The 17,427-nt window shown below is 41.2% G+C and carries 9 protein-coding genes; all 9 read right to left on the minus strand.

Annotation, left to right across the window (positions count from 1 at the left end; all coding sequences use genetic code 11):
* Window positions 1-69: 69 nt before the first annotated feature.
* On the minus strand, window positions 70-1,875 hold the full coding sequence (locus tag WA338_RS04560) for a ribonucleoside-diphosphate reductase subunit alpha (RefSeq protein WP_336092266.1): 1,806 nt from the start codon (window positions 1,873-1,875) through the stop codon (window positions 70-72).
* Window positions 1,876-1,878: 3 nt separating this feature from the next.
* Window positions 1,879-3,162: a ribonucleotide-diphosphate reductase subunit beta gene (locus WA338_RS04565; RefSeq protein ID WP_009781767.1), complete on the minus strand. Its 1,284-nt coding sequence runs from the start codon at window positions 3,160-3,162 to the stop codon at window positions 1,879-1,881.
* 538 nt (window positions 3,163-3,700) lie between these two features.
* A complete protein-coding gene (locus tag WA338_RS04570; protein WP_336092269.1) occupies window positions 3,701-5,812 on the minus strand; it encodes a TIM-barrel domain-containing protein in 2,112 nt (703 codons plus the stop codon).
* A gap of 8 nt (window positions 5,813-5,820) precedes the next feature.
* Window positions 5,821-7,662 carry a glycoside hydrolase family 13 protein gene (locus WA338_RS04575; protein ID WP_336092272.1) on the minus strand — a complete coding sequence of 614 codons (1,842 nt, stop codon included), beginning with the start codon at window positions 7,660-7,662 and terminating at the stop codon, window positions 5,821-5,823.
* 92 nt (window positions 7,663-7,754) lie between these two features.
* On the minus strand, window positions 7,755-9,200 hold the full coding sequence (locus WA338_RS04580) for an alpha-amylase (protein ID WP_272986090.1): 1,446 nt from the start codon (window positions 9,198-9,200) through the stop codon (window positions 7,755-7,757).
* Between the two features lie 58 nt (window positions 9,201-9,258).
* A complete protein-coding gene (locus tag WA338_RS04585) occupies window positions 9,259-10,401 on the minus strand; it encodes a SusE domain-containing protein (protein WP_009781772.1) in 1,143 nt (380 codons plus the stop codon).
* 15 nt (window positions 10,402-10,416) lie between these two features.
* Window positions 10,417-12,042: a RagB/SusD family nutrient uptake outer membrane protein gene (locus tag WA338_RS04590; RefSeq protein WP_272986091.1), complete on the minus strand. Its 1,626-nt coding sequence runs from the start codon at window positions 12,040-12,042 to the stop codon at window positions 10,417-10,419.
* 5 nt (window positions 12,043-12,047) lie between these two features.
* Window positions 12,048-14,975: a SusC/RagA family TonB-linked outer membrane protein gene (locus tag WA338_RS04595; protein WP_272986092.1), complete on the minus strand. Its 2,928-nt coding sequence runs from the start codon at window positions 14,973-14,975 to the stop codon at window positions 12,048-12,050.
* Window positions 14,976-15,294: 319 nt separating this feature from the next.
* Window positions 15,295-16,980: a DUF6377 domain-containing protein gene (locus WA338_RS04600; protein WP_272986093.1), complete on the minus strand. Its 1,686-nt coding sequence runs from the start codon at window positions 16,978-16,980 to the stop codon at window positions 15,295-15,297.
* Window positions 16,981-17,427 lie beyond the last annotated feature (447 nt).

Here is a 17,427-nt window from a genome sequence, read left to right on the forward strand (position 1 = left end):
TTTAAACCCTTTGATGGCAGCCATAAAAAAAGCCCGCTCATCGCGGGCTTTTTTACTTGCTTCAATTGGTTAAGCTTCACAGCTTACACACTCTTTTTTCTGCTTAAACTTCTGCGCAGCGTTCATACTGTGCTGATAGTAAAGCGACTTCAAACCTAGTTTCCAGGCGGTGATATGAATTTTATTAATCTCTTTAATCGGCATATCAGGATGCACTAAAAGGTTGATCGATTGTCCTTGATCAATGTGATTTTGTCTGTTTGCAGCTTGATAGATGATCGCCATCTGATCGATCTCTGCATAGGTTTTAAACACATCTTTTTCTTGCTCCGTTAAGAACTCCAGGTGCTGAACGCTACCGTCATTATCACGTACGCTTCTCCACACTTCTGGAGTATTCATTCCTTTTTCTTCAAAAAGCTCTTCAAGGAATGGGTTTTTGATCGTGGTCTTGATCTTAGCGATATCTTTTACATACACATTAGACCAAATCGGCTCAATACCTTGAGAAACCTGTCCTAAAATAAATGCTGAAGAAGTAGTAGGCGCAATAGCATTAAGCGTTGCGTTACGTCTTCCGTAGCCTTTTAAAGTTTCTGGCTCACCAAATTTATCTGCAAGCTCTTCTGAAGCTTTATAAGAACGTTGTTTGATCTCTCTAAAGATCTCACTGTTTAGATCATAAGCTTCTTGGCTGTCAAACGCGTGTCTCTTAGACTGAAGTAAAGAATGCCATCCTAATACTCCAAGACCTAAAGCTCTGTTTGATTTTGCGAAGTTATACGCACGCTCCATGAACATAAAGGTCTGGCGGTGATCGCGATTGTCTGAATCACGATATTCTTCAAGCTTGTCTATAAATTCGGTAAGTACAGCATCAAGGAAGCATACCATAGTCTCTACAGCATCGGTATTCTTCCACTTATCATAATGCAATACGTTTATTGAAGAAAGCACACATACAAAAGACCACTCGTCGCTAGAAGGCAACATAATCTCTGTACACAAGTTACTTGCATAAATGTCGTGCCCTTTGTCTTTATATACATCCGGCTTTCCGTTGTTGGCATTATCGGTATAGAAAATATACGGATATCCCATCTCACCACGGCGCTGTAACACTTTTGCCCAAACTTCACGCTTATCTGTATCTCCATCGATCATCTCCTGCATCCACGTGCTGTCTACAGTAACCCCGTGTGTCAATTGCTGAATCGAGTTCCCTTCGGTACCAATTTCTAAGAATTCTTTAATATCCGGGTGACTGATAGGTAAGTATGGAGAGAAACGCCCGCGACGTACAGAACCTTGACTCACCACGTCAACCATTTTATCAAACAGCTGCATGATGTGTACTGCTCCACTCGCGTAACCGTTGTTCTTCACCGCAGCACCACGGTGACGAATTTTTCCAAAATACCCAGAAGTACCCCCTCCAAGTTTTGACATCATTCCAACCTCAGACTGTGTATACAGAATGTTACCCATATCGTCATCGATATGCGAACCAAAACAGCTGATAGGAAGTCCACGTTTTTTACCAAAGTTTGACCAAACCGGTGACGCCAGCGAAAAATAGCCTTCGCCCATATACTTGTAGAACTTATCTGAAAAGCCCGGCATTCCTAAGATTTCTTCTGCACGGTCTGCGATCTCACGTATGCGCTCTTCAGCAGAAACGCCTTCAGAAAGATAACCTGCAGCTAAAAAGCTACGGCTGTGTTCAGTAAGCCATTTAAATGACTCTTCTTGTTCTTCGATCTTTTCTGTCGCATCGTGTAGGGCATCACGGCGCGCTTTTAAAAGATCATTGTCTTTTGTTTGTTGAACATTAGTCTCGGTGCTGTTTTCTAGTTTGGTAGTGTTTTCTCTCATGGCTTAAAATAAGTCGTCGCTGGTTATACTTTGTGTTCTTTTGCTATAATTAATCGAGCGTTTCACGAAGAAATCGCCGTGTTTGGTTCCTATAATTTCATCATCAAACCATTCGGTTTCCTGAAGTAATGCTTCGTCAATATCAAATAGTTTTTCAAGACCAATGGCTTCAAGCGATTTGTTGAATCTGTTTTTAAGGAACTCATTGATCACTGCTTTTGGCAAGAAGTCTAATTCGCCTTTTTCAAAAATCCAGTCCACCACTTTACTCTCTGCTTCAAACGAGTTCAAGCACATTTCTTTGATCAGGTTGTTGTGCTCCTCATCAAACCACTCCGGATTTTCTTTCTTGATGATGTTGATGATATCAACACCAAAATCTCCGTGAATTTGCTCTTCTTTTGAAGTCGCTTCTACCGCATTTGAAATTCCTTTAAGCATATTTTTATGCTTATTGAACGCCATGATGATCAAGAATTGGGAGAAAAGCGACACGTGCTCGATAAACAAAGCAAAAAGCAAAATAGACTCTGTGTATTCTCTGTCATCGTCACTTTTAGCGTGCTTTAATGAAGTCTCCAGATAATGCACACGCTTCATGATTACCGGCTTTTTCTTAAGCTCCTTAAATTCTTCGTTAAGACCTAAAATCTCAAGAAGGTGTGAATATGCATCGTGGTGTCTTACCTCACTTTCTGCAAAGGTTGCTCCTACAGCAGCGATTTCTGGTTTTGGTAAACGATGGTGCACATCTCCCCAAAAGGTCTTCACTGCAACTTCGATTTGCGAAATAGCAAGCATGGTGTTTTTGATCGCGCTGCGCTCTACTTCGCTAAGACCGGTTTTAAAATCCTGAATATCACTGGTAAAATTAAATTCGGTGTGAATCCAGTACGAGTGTCTAATCGCGGCAACATATTCATTCAACTCCGGATACTCGTAAGGCTTAAGGTTGATGCGCTTTTCAAAAATATTTGTTTTACGCTCCAGTGCACGTTTGTTACGATAGATGATATAGGCTTTTGCCACATCATGAAATTCACTACTCATCAATTTATCTTCAACCATATCTTGCACTTGCTCAACGGTTGGGATATATTCAGACTCCTGCTCTTTATTGTTCAACAAAGATTCATACACCTGCATAGAAATTAACTTTGCATCTTGTTCTGAACCGTGACCTAACGCCGCCATTGCATTTGCAATTGCATTCGTAATTTTCTCCAGCACAAAAGGCGCCGTGCTGTAATCCCTCTTGATAATTTTTTTGATCTCTTGTGAACTCATGATATCTCCTTAAAATGTCTATTGAAATGCGTAATTCTAAAAATTGAAGTCAAAAATCCTCACGCCGGCACCGACTAAACGTCGACACCCGTCTTAAAAACAGGCAACTAAAAAATTGGATGTGTAACTTTTAACTTCATGTAAAGTTTATATTTTGTTGCTTACGATTTGAGGTGTAGCAAAAAAGGTTTTCAACGATTTATCAACGATTCTTTTGAAAACTTTATAATTCACTGAAAAACAGTGTTTTATTTTCTAAAAATGCAAATGTTAAGATTGCATCAAAGTATAATTTGGCAGACGAAAAACCTCTTTATTTCACCCCAATTTCAGTCAGTCAAAAACCGGTTTAGCAAGTGGTTTTTTAGGGGTTAAGACATATTAAGTTCGCTGAAGAAATCTCAGAAATTCAAGGTTTTGTTTTTGAGTGGAAAAACATTTGACCCAACTTAATCAAATCTCTTTTCAACATTAAAATCACCGCATAAAAAAAGCTTCTCTGTATGAGAAGCTTTTTCATTTGGATTTAATTCAAAAACTAATTCAATCGAATCATGTCGCCAGATTGCCATTCAGAATACGTTACAGTACCGTCTTGAACCAAAGCGATTTTATACTTACGATCCATCGTACGAGAACCTTCTGTTTGCTCAATACGAACCTCTACTTTACCATCAACTGCGGTGGCTTCAAAATTCAGCATTGCATAATCACCAGATTGATACCCATAACCTTCTCCCGCATCATCATAAAGACTTCCTGAAGCTTTTCCTTCAGCATCCAGATTTACAAAAAGAGTAAGTTCTGAAGTGCTGTAATCTACCGTACTTTGGATCACATGGCCCACAGGTACGATCGCCCCGTCTCTCAATTTCACACTCGCCTGATATTTATCTGTGTTTTCTTCCAGGCTGATCTCTTGCCAGTCTCCTTGAGGCATTTTTAGATCTTCTGCCCATTGCGGAGTGATCAACAGATCTTCTCCTAAAAGGAAACTCTGCTGCTCTCCTCTCAAAGAAGTGTCTGTAATATCTGCAAAAAATGTAGGACGCATGATAGGCATTCCGGTTTGAGAGGCCTCTTGAAACAAGGTATATAAATACGGCATTAAGCGGTATCTACGATTGATCGCTGTACGTGAAACCTGCTCAATTTCTTCACCAAAAGCCCAAGGCTCCTGTGCTTCAGTTTCATTTGATGTGTGATTTCTACTGAAGGGATAATATGCTCCTAAAGCGATCCAATTGGCAAAGACTTCGGGAGACGGACTCTTAGTAAATCCGCCAATATCGGGACCGTTAAAAGGCTGACCGCTCAAACTTAAATTGATCGACATAGGGATCGACATTTTTAAATTGTCCCAGGTAGCCGAGTTATCACCTGTCCAGGTAGCTGCATAGCGCTGTCCACCTAAAAAGTTTGCTCTTGAAAGTACAAAAGGTCTTTTTTCTGGGTTTACTGCCATAATTCCCTCGCGGCTCGAGCGAACCATCAATAACCCATAGACATTATGATAACGCAAATGTTTATCCATAGGTAAAGCGCCACCACCTCGGTGTAAGTTGCTGTCTGGCATAGAACCACCCGGACCGTCAAAAACCGCCGGCTCGTTCATATCATTCCAAACGCCGTCAATACCCAAATTCATAAAATCGGTATACAAGGATGCCCACCATTTTTGTGTACGAGGCTGGGTATAATCTGGAAAAGCAACCTGACCCGGCCAAACTTCGCCGTTAAATTCTTTTCCACCGGCAGTCTGTACCCAATGATCACCGGCTGTTCCTTGCTGATACACGCTGTACAACGAATCTTGTTTTACACCGGGATCGATCATATAAACCGATTTAAAATCTTTATCGTGCAGGTAGTCGTTCAAACCTTTAGGATCAGGAAATCCTTCGGGATCAAAGGTAAAAACTCTAAAGCCGTCCATATAATCAATATCCATCCAGATCACATCTGCCGGAATTTTACGCGCTCTGAATTCATCTGCCAATTCTTTTACGCTGGTATCAGGATAATAGGAATAACGAGATTGCTGATAGCCCAAAGCCCAAAGTGGCGGCATCGCCATCGTTCCGGTAAGCTCACCTAAAGCTTTCATCACCTCTTGAGGCGAATCTTTCATGATCACCAAAACTCTAAAGCTAGGCCCTTCACTTATAAAGGTCACTTTATCGTCGAGAACGATTTGCTGGCGCCAACTGTGGTCTGCCAAAATACCAAATGAGCTTCCGTCTTTGCGAACGCCCAAAACCCAGGGATGCGCTTGATAGAGTTGCTTTCCTTCAAATTTTCCATATTCATAATTGTCGGTATTCCATAGGGTAACATCGGTTCCGTTACGACGCAGATCACCTAATACTTCTCCGGTTCCGTAAAGATCTACGTGTTCTGGAAACCTAAATTGCACGGCATTTTTACCTTCTATTTGTAAAAACTGCGGCTTCACAGCCCAATTGGCCGGAAGCGGTTTTTCTTGTGATACATCTTGCGTGATCGCCAAAGACGGCAGGGTTTTATAGGCCTTAAAATCTTTTGGATAAAAGATCGCAACATCAGGTTGAACAAGGCTAGAGGTTTGCGCTACTGCAAGCTGAAAACTCACAAAAAGCAACGCAAGAAATAACATGCTGTTTTTTCTCATTGTATATATTAATTTAGTTGAATGATCAAGGGTGTTTTTGCTGAAACTTCGAGCGTTTCTTCCAGTTTGATGCTACGGTCAGAAAGAATCTCGAGTCCGTTACTGGCTTCCGGCAAAACTTCGCGGAAACGTGTTAAGTCTAAAGTTTGATCGGTTGTACTGTTATTGAGCACGACCATAATTTTTTCATCTCCAAGAATCCTGAAATACACATATACATCATTTTCAGGAATGAATTGCGTTAAGGTTCCTTGGTGAACGGCTTTGGCGGTTTTACGCCAATTCATTAGTTTTTTAGTAAAGCTGAAGAAAGCCTCCTGCTGCCGGGTTCTGGAGGCTGCTTTAAAGGCATTCTGCGTATCGCCTTCCCAGCCTCCCGGAAAATCTCTTCGAATGTCCCCATCGCCTTTTCCTTTATCGCCACGCATACCTATTTCAGAACCATAATACAACTGCGGAATGCCGCGCGTGGTTGCGATCAAAGCAAGTCCCAACTTATAATTGTCGAGGTTTTGGTCATAGATCTCATTAAATCTCCCCGTGTCGTGATTCTCTAAAAACACCAAAAGATTGTTGATATCCGGATATAAAAAGTCATTTACAAAGTTGTTATAGGCTTTCATCATCCCGGTATCCCAACCCACACCTTCAGAAAACATTGAGGTGAGGCCGTCGTGCAGCGTGAAATCCATCACCGAGGGTAAGTGGGTATTGTAATTTTGAATAGCACCTATTTTACTATCCTTTTGCCAATAGGCAATTTGTGCCTGATCGTGCAACCAAACTTCCCCAACGATATTGAAATTGGGATATTCTTCCATAATGGCTTTGGTCCATTTTGAAATTCCTTCTTTATCATTATAGCTGTACGTATCTACTCGAAATCCGTCAAGATTGGCAAACTCGATCCACCAGATCGCATTTTGAATCAGATACCGCAACACCAATGGATTTTTCTGATTGAGGTCTGGCATCGTTTTTACAAACCAGCCCTCTACGCAATAATGCTGATCACGCTCGGCTGCGTGCATATCGTATTGGGTTTCCATACGGTAATTTGACTGCGCGTAACCGGGAAACTGATTGATCCAATCATAAGTAGGTAAATCTTTGATCATCCAGTGTTCTGCACCCCAATGATTGGTCACATAATCCATCACCAATTTCATCTCGCGTTTATGGAGTTGGTCTGCTAGATTTCTATAATCTGCATTTGTCCCGTAGCGCGGATCTATTTTATACACATCACTTTGCGCATAGGTATGATACGAATATCCCGGATCGTTATCTTCAAGCAAAGGCGTGCTCCAAAGGGTAGTTACGCCTAAATCTTCCAGATAATCCAAATGTTCAATAATTCCCTGTAGATCGCCGCCGTGTCTACCACCGCTTGCTTCACGATTATAGGTGTCGGTTAATCCTTCAACAGAATCATTGTCCGGATTTCCGTTAGCAAAGCGATCGGGCATTAACAAATACATCGCATCGCTGCTGTCAAAACCTTGACGCTGTGCTGAACCGGCTTCGCGCACTTTCAACTCATAAGGTCGCGTAAACGACTTTTTCCCTTTTTTACTGAAATTAAACTGAAATGTTCCCGCCTCTAGGCCTTCGGTTTCGATGGTAACAAAAAGGTAATTGGGATTTTCGGTTTTTGTGATTCCTGTGATGAGCACCTCAGCTTCGGTTGAAACGTCGTAGGCTGCGATATTCTCTCCGTAAAAAAGAATTTGCACTTCAGAAGTTTCCATATCGGCCCACCAATACGGGGGCTCTACCCGATCTATTTGCGCACACAAAGGAGCACTCAAAAGGAATAAAAAGAGGATTGAATTAAAAAAAGGTTTCATAGGAATTGAATTAAAAAACAGCCGAATATTTTAGGGGATAATATCCGGCTGATAGCTTTCTTCTTATACTCGCATACGCTGTTTTAAAGCGTTTACTCTTCCATCACAGACCAGATCGCATAACCGTTTGCCGGAGCTTCTAGCTGAGCACTTCCATCCTCGGCAGTTGCAGGATAGTAAGTTGAATTTTCTGTGTAATCCATCAATTGACGGCTACTCCATCCTGTATTTATGCTACGGCGCTTGGTGCTTGAATTGGTCGAGATGTAAACAATAAGACCGGGGTTGGCCTCGGTTCCATTTCGCTTTGCGATATATTCATCCTCGTCTGCATAAAGCACTTCTAGGTCTCCAACAGCAAGCGAATTGTGAATGCTTACCAGCTTATCCAGTTGCGCTTTAAAAGCTTCGTTTTGATAATCTGAATAAAACAAGGTAGGATACCCGGGATGCGTCATAATAAATGCATACGCCTTGAGTTTGTTTTCGCGCTCGATGTAGTTATCGATGTTCCCGTCTTTTTCGGTATCGTGATTTGCGGTAAAGGTTACCGCCTTTTCAGGGTGCGTTTGCCAAACCTGATCTCTGGTCAAATAGGTCAAATCGCTATAACGATCAAACGCCTGCTCCATACGGTAGAAGGCTGCAAAGTCAAATGCACCACTTCCTGTAGCTTCAATATGCTCGCGAATAAGATCTGGATCGCCGTCCCATAATTCACTTACAGAAAAACCACCAACTTCTGCCAGAAAATCTTTGATCACAAAAGACTCGAATCCTAACACATAGTCAAATCTCCAGCCATCAAAGCCCATCACGTTCTTGTAATATTTTGCTACAGAATTCTCATCTTTCCACAACCAGTTTTGAACACGTTCTCTGTGATGATCCAGATTGGTCTCTGCATAAAACAAACTCCCCGGATCGTAATTACTCACACTATTAGGATAAAAATCTTCATAGTTTCTATTGAACATTCCTGAAGCATTACCGTGAGTTTCATCAAAAAGACTGTAGGTATCATAACCGCGATACGGGTTGTATTCTAAGCCACCACCCGAGTTGTGATTCAACACAATATCTGCGATCACTTCAATATTGTTATCGTGTGCGGTAGCGATAAGATTCTCCAGGTCAGCACGCGTCCCAAAGCGAGTTGCCACAGTACCGTGCTGCTCATAATCCCCAAAATCAAAATAATCTGACACATCATATCCCATCGAGTACCCACCTGATTGACCTTTGGTCGCCGGCGGTAACCAGATACGATTGACTCCGACTGCACTCCAATCTTCTAATTGCGTAGAAATCGTGTTCCACCATTCAAAACGCGGTTCTACATCCCAGTAAAACGCTTGCATCATCACGCGGCTTCCGTTATCATACTCGGATAAATTAAGCGCCTGATACGCTACCGGATCCGGAGTTTCTTGACCTTCTTCTGCCTCTACCGCTGCATCATCGTCTGATGAACAGCTTATGCTGATGGCAAGTAACAGCAAAAGCAGAAACGGATATTTAAAAAAATACTGTTTCATAGTTATAAGATTTTCAAAACAAGCTGATACCTAAAACGGCATCAGCTCGTATGGGTGATTAATTTTTAGTAATCGAGTACTTGTATTGTCTTGGATTGCTCAAGTCAAGCGTGATGGTATAATTTCCATCTTCTGGAATACCGATGTTCTGACCACCAAACTCCATTGTTCCGTCTGCATCGTTATCACCTATGTTTAAGTCCCAAGCATCATTTGCTCTGAATTTGATACCGTTATCAGGAGCTTCTTGCTCGGTAAGATCTAAGGTAAGTGACCAGATTTTTGTAGCAGGATCGTAAACCATATCGGTATCGCTATCCCATCCTGTTGGCGTTGCGTTACCAATGATTCCCCAGCTGGTTTTAGTCATCGCATAGGTTAATGCTTCGGTATCTACATTGATTAAGTAATAGCCGCCGGTTCCGTCAGGAGTTCCTGCATTAACTTCACCTTCTTGCTCGATGGTTCCAGAAAAGTCACCGTTATTTTCACCGGTATCTCCATAATCCCCGTCAAAACTTTCGTTTGTAGGTAAGAATTTAAGTTCAGGAGTATCTGAGTTTACAAAAACAAAACCTTCATAATCTGTGTTTCCTTCAGCAGAAGCGGCAAGCGGAACTGCATCAGCAGGAGTCCAGTCTGCACCATAACCTCCGGCAGACAAGAAATTACCCACCACAAAGATTTGAGGCAGTTGAATCTCCTCTTCTTCTTCGGCCTCAGGAAGCGTTACTGAAATCGCTAATGCATCAGAAAATTGTTCTACCACATTTCCTGCATCAGCACCTACATAAGCACGCACTCTAAAGTAGATCAACCCGGTGTTAGGTTCAGGAGTAAGCGGATCGTTATCCAAACCGGCTTCACGCGCTAAACTCAACATATTACCTACCGTTACCGGAAGATTGGTTTGTGTTCCCACACCAATAACAGAAAAAGTCTCAAAGCTCTCAGTTGTAGCGCCCTGAATCTCATAATTCACCGGAGTTTGTACACCAAAGTCTACTTCATTCCACACAAAACGTTCTGCTAAATTATCTGAACTAGAAGCCATCAAATTATAAGTCTCTAGTGTTGAGTTTGTAAAAACTACCCCCTCAGGATCTGGCTTTGCAGTAAATGTAAAACCGTCATCATCTGTACAAGCTGTAAAGTTTAAAGCTGCGATAAGCGCAATAAAAACAAGTGTTAAATTTTTCATCGTTTCTTTTATGTATTAGTACCCCGGATTTTGAGTAAGGTTGGTGTTAATCAATATTATATTACTTGGCAACGGAAATAAGTTTCTAAACTCATCTACCGCCGTTCCTGAACGCGAACCGCCTTTAAAAGGCCATAAATAATTGCCTGAAGTATAATCGTTAAAGCGTATGAGATCTGTTCTGCGCTGCCCTTCCCAGTACAGTTCGCGAGCGCGCTCATCAAGAACAAAGTCTAAAGTAAGCTCCGCACTCGTGATGTTACCACTGGCATCACCATAGGCACGTGCTCTCAGCTCATTGATGTATCCTGCAGCGGTATTCACATCACCTCCAGCACCACCTCTAAGTACGGCTTCTGCATAGGTTAGATAGATTTCTGCAACGCGAATGATAGGCAAATCGGTATCTACAAAGTCACCACCGGTATCGCTTCCGGCAGCGCCGTTAGAATCAACGTTTGTAAATTTGGTCACCGCATAACCATCAGTAAAGGTATTTGCGATCGTATTGATCTCAAAACTTTGACCGTCTGTGTAAAACATCGCACGGGTATCTGACCAAGCGATAGGATTTCCTTCATCATCACTATCGGTCACTGAAGCATCAAATTTATTTACCAAAGCTTTGGTCGTACGCAGACCACTCCATCCGCCATTCACACCAAAGTTGAAGGCATCCATAGAGCCACCAATTGCAGCGTGAACTAAAAAAGTGGTTCCACCGTAGGTACGTGAATTGTTTCCGTCAAAATTGAGAGCGAAAATAAATTCGTTTTGTGCTCCGTTTGAATTGTTATCAGCTAAGAAGAGTTCGTCGTAGGCTGAACCATTTCCGTTAGCATCTGTTGTATTGATACTGTAGCTTGAGTTGATCGCCATTTCAGCATACGTGATCGCATCAGTATAACGCTCTGTACCCGTCCAAACTTCAGCATTCAAATACAGCTTAGAAAGCAAGGCCCAGGCTGCAACACGGTCAACACGACCATACTCGTTTGCACCACTTTCTTTTAAGGTATTCTGAATTTCAAGCAATTCACCTTCTACAAAATTGAAGATCTCAGTACGTGTACTTTGCTCCGGTAAATCAGTCGAAACTACCGTTACCAAAGGCACACTACCAAACAGATCCATCAAGTTGAAATACGCAAAAGCTCTTAGAAAACGCGCTTCGGCGATGTATGCTTCAACCTCAGCATTATCGTTTAACAGCTGTGCATTTTCAATAAATGAATTGGTAAACGAAACTTCCTGCGCCAGACGGTAATACATCCCTGTGGTAAAGTCGTTACCGGCACCCCAGTTCATCGCGTGCAAATTGGGCAAACCGGGATCTCCCCAACCTACCACGGCGTTGTCTGTGGTCAATTCATTTAAACTGAATAATAATCTCGAGTATTGTGAAGTACCTTCATCAATACCTGTAATATCGGCTTGTCCTGCAGGCCCTTGCTGACCGGTTAACGCAAGACTGGCATATAGTTTTGCCAAAGCTCCTTTTGCTTCGTCAGCATTTGCAAACACGTTAGTTTCAGTAAAACTATCTGGATCAATGGGTGTCTGATCTAAATCATCATGACACGCAATGAACAAAAGCGTAGGAATAAGAAACGCTATTTTTTTAATGTAATTCATTTTCATAGTTTTTAGAAATTTAGATTTACACCAAATGTGAAAATTCGTGGTCTTGGGTAGAAGTTGTTATCGATACCTCCGCTTATTTCAGGATCTAATCCGTCATATTCGGTAATGATCAACACGTTTTGCGCAGAACCATACAATCGCATTGAAGCATCGTCAAATAACTGCGAAAACGTGTACCCAAGGGTTATGTTATCAAGTTTAAAGAACGAGGCATTTTGCACATAGTAATCACTCTGCAAACTAGACTCTGTTATGGTCTGAAAACCTGTATTGAAATAATCTCTGTGTAAATTGGTAAGAATGCTGTTTTCGGTAGCACGCACCTCATACGATCTGCTCGAAGCCATATTGTTGTACGCATAATTTCCTAAGCTCGCACGCGTTACGATCGCCAAATCCCAGCTCTTGTAGTTAAGATTTGTGTTAAGCCCCATTGTAATATCTGCAAATGGGTCTTTGTACAGATAACGATCTTCATCATTGATCTGGTTATCACCGTTGCGATCTACAAAAGCACCTTCAATAGGACGACCATTATTATCATACACTTGCTTGTACACCCAGTAGCTAAACGGAGTATACCCTTCTTTGTGAAGTTGCACGGTATTACCGGTTCCTCCTGAAATTCCACCTACTTCAACTTGATCAGGAAGGTTGGTGATTTCGTTATCGTTATAAGCAACGTTATATCCTATTCTCCAAGTAAAATCTTCAGTCTGAATTGGAGTTACATTCAATTCAAACTCGATCCCCTTATTCTCCATATCTCCAATATTCTTGTTGATCTTATTAGAGAAATTGGTAAATGGATCTACCGTTACAAAACTGATAAGGTCTTCGGTCTTTTTAAGATACGCGTTTAATGAACCTGTTACGCGATTATTGAATAAAGCATAATCAATACCGGCGTTAAACGTCTTTCCTACTTCCCAACGCAAGTCTTCGTTATACGCATCAGGACGATAGGTTTGATAGTATGTATTTCCAAACTGATAGTTGGCATTAGATCTACTTCCGGTATAATTGGTTAAGAAAAGGTAATCTCCCAGACCGTTTACGTTAGCGATCTCACCATAACCCACGCGTAATTTCAGCTGGTTGATGGTTTCAGAATTGAAGAAATTTTCATTATTGATATTCCAAGCTACTGCAAATGATGGGAAATATCCCCAGCGGTCATCCGGATTCAACTTAGAAGAGGCATCCGCACGCATCGTAGCGGTTAATAAATAGCGGTCGTCATAGTTATAGTTTGCACGACCAAAATAAGAAAGCAAGGTGCTTCTCCATTTATCAATAAATTCGGCATCATTACCTTCTTCTTGTGCTTCGCTATCAAAGCTGTAGTTATCGTACTCAAAACTTTGGTAAGAATACCCGGCAACAGCGTTTAACGAACTCTTCCCAAAATCTTTGTCGTACGTTAAATACGCATCAAAAAGTTGGTTAGTCGCCCTGTTGATGTAATTAGAATAAGATCCATTCCAATCCAATTGCGAAGAAGGCATATTTTCTGAAACAATAGTTCTTCCGTGGCTATTGGTTTTATCTAGACCAATGTTAACCGTAGCGGTGATATCTGAGAAAAAATGAAGTTTATAATCGATCTTAGCATTACCTATAAATCTTCTGATCTCTGCGGAATCATCTTTTTCATTGATCAGTGCGATCGGGTTTGTGGGGGAAAGGCTATTTTGAATCTCTCTATCAACTTCAGCATTATAAACATACCAGCCATTATAATTTAAAAATGGTGAGTCTGCACTGTAAATAGGCTTTGTAGGATCGTAATCTACCGAAGCTCCAATCGCATCACGATTGGCAAATTCGTTTTCAGTGTACATTCCACGCGCATTGATTTCAGCCTTTAAATAACCGTCAAGCACATTAGGTCGTAAACTTACCGAACCAGTAGTTCTGGTAAAGTTATCCCCGCGTAACACACCATCCTGATTGGTGTAACCTACCGAAGCACGCACCGGCATAAAGTTACCTACATTCCCTGTGGTGCTAATGTTGTGCTCTGCACCCATCGCTTGCGAGTAGATCTCTTCTTGCCAGTTGATAGACGCATTACCTAAACGCGCTATGGAAGCTTCATTACCTACAGCATTCACCAGACTTCTAAACTCATCGCCGTTCATCACGTCTACATAGTTTGTAGGTCTGTACACTGTAGTAGCACCGCTATAGTTGAATTTAAATTCGCGGCCTTTTCCTTTTTTGGTCGTGATCAAGATCACCCCGTTTGCAGCTCGCGAACCATAAATCGCGGTAGAAGATGCATCTTTAAGCACCGTCATACTCTCGATATCAGCCGGGTTGATAAAATCTAATGGGTTACGAGAACCACCCACATTGCTGTTGTCTAACGGGATCCCGTCAACTACATACAATGGAGAACTGTTTAAAGAGATCGAACCAATCCCTCGAATGTTGATGTTTTGACCTTCACCAGGCGCTCCACCTCCTGAGGTTACGGTAACCCCGGCGATCTTACCGGTGATCAACTGCCCTGCAGTGTTTACCTGACCTTTGTTAAAATCTTCGGTAGACACTTGATTTACTGCTCCGGTTGCGTCTTTTTTGGTCACGCTACCATAACCAATCACCACGACTTCATCAAGACTGGTTTGGTTTTCTTCCAGGCCTACGTTAATCGTCGCCTGCCCTGTATAGGTGATTTGTTGCTCGGTAAATCCTAAAAATGAAAACAACAACACATCGCCATCGTTAACATTGTTAATCGTATAGTTTCCATCAAAATCTGTTGTAGAACCATTACTGGTTCCTTTGACAATGATATTGGCTCCGGGAATAGGCATTCCTGTAGCTTTCTCTGTTACCACTCCGCTTACTGAATTTTGCGCGAAGAGTGCAACAGGAAACATGAAGAGCAAAAACCTTAAGCTTTTGAAAAGTTCTCTCATAAAAATTACATTCATTAAATAGTTCCTAAATGCTTGTTTTTGTTTAAAACCCATCTCTTGAAAACGTTTGCGTTTTGCACTTTAAACCATTACGAAAACGTATTCTTAAAATGAGTCTAAAAGTTAATTGCGTATCAGATCAGGTAAATAATCCACATACAGAAGCAAATTTGAAGATTTTAGATGCTGGTATTACGTGAAGAAAATTCTATATAGAAAATTTAAAGTCAATTAAAAACATAAACACCTGTTTTTAAGTATTTTAAAAAATAAAATGAATACGTTTTATATAGAAATTATACCGAAAAATGAGGTCAAATTACAGCTTCAGACGGGTTTTCTCGAGCAGCATTTGGTCAAAATCCTTCTTATCTAAAAATGATTTATTCCTAATTTTGGTCTTGTATGCGTATATAGAATTGACCGAATAACCTAAAATCTGGGCAATAATTTCATTATGTTTAATCCCGAGACGAATCAATGCAAAGATGCGAAGCTCTTTATTGAGCAGCTGACCTTTTTTTAATTGAATCTGCTCTTCCGGTTTGAGCAGCGCATTGAATTCTGCAATGAAATTTGGAAAAAGTTTGATAAAAGCTTCATCAAAACTTTCAAGCAATTTTTTCTTCTCTTTTTTCAGATCGTAGACCGTTGTCAGGTACTTGATGCGTTCGAGATTATTGGTCTTTAAATTGCGTTCAATTCCCGTCTTGAATTCTTTGAATTTCTCAAAAATATCGGCATCCTGAGTAAAGAAAAACCCAATGTATTCTTCTTTAATGGTATTGGCCTCCAGCAAAAGATCATTTACCCGATTGAGTTCTTCATTCTGAGAATGTATGGTTTCATTCACTTCAACAATGCGTTCATTTTTAGCCTGAAGGTCTTTGTGCGCCACCAACAGCGCCTTTCTGGCACGCTTAAGTCGGCGGAGTTGCGTGTAGGTGATCACAGCCAACACGAGCAATACCAATAGGAGCACGCTCAACATAATGTTTTGTTTAGATAATCGGGCCCGTTGCGTTTCGACCTGGTTGATGATCTGCTCTTCGATATTAGGCAAAATGGCACCTACGCGTATTTTACGTTGCTGTGCGCCATAAGCTTCAGCATCTGCATTGGCTTTTTTGATAAATACCGAAGCGAGTTTCACATCACCCTTTTGAAATAAAAATTCAGCCAATTGAATCATCGAAAGGTTTTCTTTTGCAGAGGTTTTTATGTCTGCAATAGAGGATTGTGCAAGATGTTTGATCGCTTGCTCTTCATCTCCCATTTGCACATAAATATCGCCTAAAACCGAATTCACGACCGCTTGCGACCGCAAATCCTGACGCATTTCTAGCGAGGGTTTTAAATCTTCAAGCGCCTCTTCAAGGTTTCCATATTTATAATTGAGATAACCGCGTAACATAATATAGTCCCAGGTGCCGGGCTCAGCGAGTTCTAAGGACTTTTGATGGTATTCTCTTGCCTTTTTGCGATATAAATCAGAATAGTAGGAGATCGTGCTATAATCTGCCATGTCGCTATAACAACGGCCTAACAATCCGTACAGTGAAAATCGGATCTCCTCAGGAATACGCTCAAGATCGGCACCATTAAGATATGCCAAAGCTTCACTAAACATTCCTGCAGAAACACAAACATTAGCCAGATCAAGCGTGGTTTCAGCGATCAAACGCGCATCGCCTAATTGCTCGGCAAGTGCCTTAGACGCTAAGGAATATTTAAAAGCGGAATCTTGTTTGAAAATCCGGTATTCAAAAAACAAAGAGCGGTTGAGTTCAAAGCGCCTTTGCAACGAACTATCCCGCTGAAGCGTCAATTCGTTGTACAAAGAATCTATCCTTTCAATTTTAAGGGCGTCATAGGCTGCCGATCTTTCGATGGTCTCGACCAGTTGTGTAAGTTGCTCCGCATGCTGACCATAACCTACTTGAGACGGAATTACCACCCATAAAAATGTGAAAAGAAAAAAGAGTTTGTTGTTCATAAGCTTCATCGCTGCAAAATTCGCACAAATTAATTACAAAGCCGGTTAAAAACTCGGTTACACGCGTAGCGACTTTACTAGCTGCAATCAATGGATTCAGCTACTATGCGTTTAGCTGGTATTGGCTCTTTTCTAAGGCCATAACCAAAGCCTATGTGGGAGCTTCAGTAAATCCCAGGTATATCTTTAAGCTATAAATTTCATTATCAAAAGCTTAGTAATTCTTTTTTTACTCAAATATTAGGTAAGTGCAAGTGGCGTATTGTTTTATTTAATAACCTGCTCACAAAGACTTGTGGGAGCTGGGCGAAATCAATAATTGTTAAGGTAGCTCGTAAATTATTAAGCCGCACCTTAGCTGTAATTAAAACAGGAATTCCCTACGAAATAGGGATTGTAGTATAATAAACCAATAACAAAGCTCAACATTGAAGTAGTAAAATCTGGATCACAAAA

The organism is Leeuwenhoekiella sp. CH_XMU1409-2 (assembly GCF_037029365.1).
Taxonomy (GTDB): Bacteria; Bacteroidota; Bacteroidia; order Flavobacteriales; family Flavobacteriaceae; genus Leeuwenhoekiella; species Leeuwenhoekiella blandensis.